The 1,865-nt window shown below is 67.1% G+C and carries 1 protein-coding gene and 3 pseudogenes; 3 read left to right on the top strand and 1 reads right to left on the bottom strand.

Annotated features, from left to right (window positions below; translation table 11 throughout):
• Positions 1–346 precede the first annotated feature (346 nt).
• Complete coding sequence (locus tag ABZV31_RS38240; RefSeq protein WP_355901489.1) at positions 347–940, top strand: hypothetical protein; 594 nt, start codon at positions 347–349, stop codon at positions 938–940.
• Between the two features lie 52 nt (positions 941–992).
• Here ABZV31_RS38240 and ABZV31_RS38235 read toward each other — a convergent pair.
• A pseudogene (locus ABZV31_RS38235) lies at positions 993–1,413 on the bottom strand (IS110 family transposase); the annotation flags it as partial.
• 53 nt (positions 1,414–1,466) lie between these two features.
• On the opposite strand from ABZV31_RS38235, the pseudogene ABZV31_RS38230 reads away from it, so the two are divergent.
• Positions 1,467–1,589 (top strand): annotated as a pseudogene (locus tag ABZV31_RS38230) (transposase); the annotation flags it as partial.
• Positions 1,588–1,770, top strand: a pseudogene (locus tag ABZV31_RS38225) (aspartate kinase); the annotation flags it as partial. The pseudogenes ABZV31_RS38230 and ABZV31_RS38225, both read left to right, overlap by 2 nt.
• Between the last annotated feature and the right edge of the window lie 95 nt (positions 1,771–1,865).

The raw sequence follows: 1,865 nt of genomic DNA, 5'->3' as shown, positions 1-1,865 counted from the left end.
CCGCTACGAACGCAAGGCCGAACACTTCCTGGCCTTCACCGCCATCACCTGCACCCTCATCTGCTACCGCAGACTCACCAAATGAGACGGCGTCTAAGTAACTGCCGCGGGCGGGGTGGGGAGCCTGCCTGGCGCAGTCTCAACGGCCGTGTCAACGGCCAGCACCCCGGCGGGCGGGCACGCTTTCCACTGTTGGTGGCGACGAGGGGTCAGCTCGGGAGCGTTGACCTGCGTTCACGCTGGGCTGGCCCGTGCGATGGAGAGCGGCTCAGGCCTGGGCTGAACGAGTGGGGCACCGTAGATCGACCCGGCCGCCTATGCTGCGGCGAGACGACGGGAGGCATACATGCGTAAGCATGGCATCCAGGTGCTGACCTGGGGTTCGGCGGCAGTGTTGGTGATGATGGCTACGGCGGCATGCGGTCAGCAGGACTCGGCGGCGAAAGGCGCCTCCGGGAGTGCGTCCCCGGATTCCTCCGTGTACGCCTCCGAGCTGCAGAAGAGCGACATCCCCTGGGACGGCGGCACCAGCCCGTACAACGCCGAGGTGAAACTCGATGACGGTCGCCGGGTGGCCATGCACTACCGCCGGGGCAAGGGGCTCGTCGAGCAGCACTACAGTCCCCGGGCGAAGGCCTGGACCAAACCGGTGGTCATCCACCGCACCAAGGTCGACGCCTGCCAGGGCATCGAACTGCGGGCCAAAGGCGGAACCGTCGCGGCGATCGCGAACTTCGGCTCCTACTGCTATGACGGCGAGCCCCCGACCGAGTCCATCGCGGCCGTCGGCACCGGCAGCCTGACTAAGTGGGACACCAACGTCAGGGAGAACTTCGACGGCTGGGATCGGGCCTCCGTATCCGATGACGGGCAGCAGGTCATCTTCCGCAGTGACGTCACCCTCCACTGGAGCCGGGCCGAAGGGTTCGACGGTCAGTAACTGGCCTTCATGGCACAGGTCATGGACGACGGTCGGCGTCCCATTGAGCGAGTCAAGCTGCCGCTGCTGTGGGTGGTGCTGGGGCGAAGCGTCGGTTGTCGCGGAGGAGGGCCCAGAGGACGGCGACTCGTCGGCGGGCGAGGGTAATGACGGCCTGGACGTGCTTGCAGCCCTCGGCTCGTTTCTTGAGGTAGTAGTCGCGGTTGGGGCCTTCGCGGATGACCGGCATCGGCATAGGTGGTCAGGTCACCGGCCGCGACGATGAACTCCGCGCCCAGGATCGGGCCGATGCCGGGCAGGGATCCGATAACGGCGGCTTGAGGATGGGTTGGGAATGTGTCGCGGATTTGCTGGTCGATGTGCTTGAGGCGGCCATCCAGGTCGAGGAGCTGCCCGGCGAGGTCTTCGACGATGCGGGCGGCGGCGTCCTGGCCGGGAAGTGTGGTGTGCTGTGCGGCGGCGGCCTGCAGGGCGGTGGCCGCGGTGGATCCGACACCACGGCGATCGCACTGGCCGCGGTCATCCGGCATCGGCCGCCGGCCTAGTGCCGCTTCCCAGGGACTCCGGTCGGTGCACAGGCAACCTGCACCGGCCAAAGCGATACAGCCGGCGACTACACCGGGTCTTCTACCTGTCCGCCCAGACCAGCAGCCCTCAAGGCCGACGTGTGCGAGATCTACACCGACGTGGACGGTGTCTACACCGCGGATCCCAGGCTGGTGCCGGAGGCCCGGCTGCTGCGTCACCTGACCTATGAGTCGATGCGGGAGATGGCGGCCGCCGGCGCCAAGGTGCTGGCGCTGCGCAGCGTGGAATACGCCTGCCGGCACCTAGGGCGCGTATTGAGTCGTGATCAATTGGTGGTCCGGGTGAGGTCCTTGATCCAGATCATTGAGGCGCGCAGGTGGAGGCCGGCGAGGTAGCT

This window comes from Streptomyces sp. NPDC005202 (assembly GCF_040608235.1).
Lineage (GTDB): Bacteria > Actinomycetota > Actinomycetes > Streptomycetales > Streptomycetaceae > Streptomyces.
Note: the sequence above shows the minus strand (reverse complement) of the source record. Positions and strands in the feature narration are given on the sequence as shown.